Source organism: Roseateles sp. DB2 (assembly GCF_051857535.1).
Classification (GTDB): domain Bacteria; phylum Pseudomonadota; class Gammaproteobacteria; order Burkholderiales; family Burkholderiaceae_C; genus Roseateles_B.
In genome coordinates this window covers 1-1,283 of record NZ_JBPZGY010000048.1, presented here as the reverse complement: position 1 = coordinate 1,283, position 1,283 = coordinate 1, and the positions used below count along the sequence as shown (strand labels likewise).

General features: G+C 70.1%; 1 protein-coding gene. It reads left to right on the top strand.

All coding sequences use genetic code 11. From position 1 onward, the window contains the following. On the top strand, positions 1-1,283 hold a 1,283-nt coding region (locus tag ACS5PK_RS22620; protein ID WP_439442518.1), incomplete at both ends, for a condensation domain-containing protein.

Sequence of the window (1,283 nt, the reverse complement as noted above, 5' to 3'; positions counted from 1 at the left end):
AGGAGGCGCAGGATCCACTGCAAGAAGAGGCCCGCCTGGTGCTGCCACCGCTGCAGGCCGACCCCTCGCGCGGCGCAAGCGCTCCGCTGACCCATGCCCAGCAACGGCTGTGGTTCCTCACCCGCTTGCCCGGCGTCAGCCAGGCGTACCACATCCATCTGGCGCTGAAGCTGCAAGGCCAGCTGAAGGTCGAGGCCCTGCGCAGCGCGCTGCAGCAGCTCATCGATCGCCACGAAGCCCTGCGCACCGGCTTCAGCCAGGAAGACGGGCAGCCCCTGCAGCGCATCGCCGCGCAGGCCGTGCTGCCCTGGCGAGAAGCCGAGGTCGCGGCGGATGCGGTGATCGAGGCCGTGCAGGCGGAGGTGCAGCGCCCCTTCGATCTCCAGCAACCGCCTCTGCTGCGTGCCGCGCTGCTGCACGAGCCGCAGCAAGCCGGCGATGACAAGACCCAGGTGCTGGTGCTGACGCTGCATCACCTGGTGGCGGATGGCTGGTCCATCGACGTGCTGTGGCAAGAGCTGCAGGCGCAGTACACCGCCGCCCTGTCCCAGCCGCCCCGCAGTGCCGAACTCGCCCCGCTGCCGCTGCAGTACGGCGACTACGCGGCGTGGCAGCGCCGTTGGATGCAGGGCGACGCACTGAGCGCGCAGGCCCGCTACTGGCTGCGAACCCTGGGCGATGCCCCGCAGCGCCTGGAGCTGCCCACCGATCGACCCCGGCCGGCCGAGCAGTCCCTGCAGGGCGCCCGTGTGGCGCTGCACCTGGACGAAGCCTTGAGCGCGCAGCTCAAGGCTTACAGCCAGCGCCATGGCGTGACGCTGTTCATGCTGCTGCTGGGCGCCTGGGGCGTGCTGTTGTCGCGCTGGTCGGGTCAGGCGGAGGTGGTCATCGGAACGCCGGTGGCCAATCGCTCGCGCCGAGAGCTCGAAGGGCTGATCGGCCTGTTCGTCAACACCCTGGCCCTGCGCCTGCCGCAAGCCGGGGAGCAGCCTGCGCATCGCTGGCTGCAGCAGCTGCGCCAGCACGTCCTGCAGGCCCAGCGCCATCAGGACCTGCCCTTCGAGCAAGTGGTCGAGTTGCTCAGGCCCGAGCGCAGCCTGGCCTACACGCCGCTGTTCCAGGTGATGTTCGCCTGGCAAGGCACGGTGGCCGAAGGCTGGCAGCTGCCGGGGCTGCGCCTGCAAGGTCTGGGGACGCCCCACGCGATCGCCAAGTTCGACCTGACCCTGGAGCTGATGGAAGCGCAGGGTTGCATCGTGGGGCATCTGGAGTACGCCACAGCG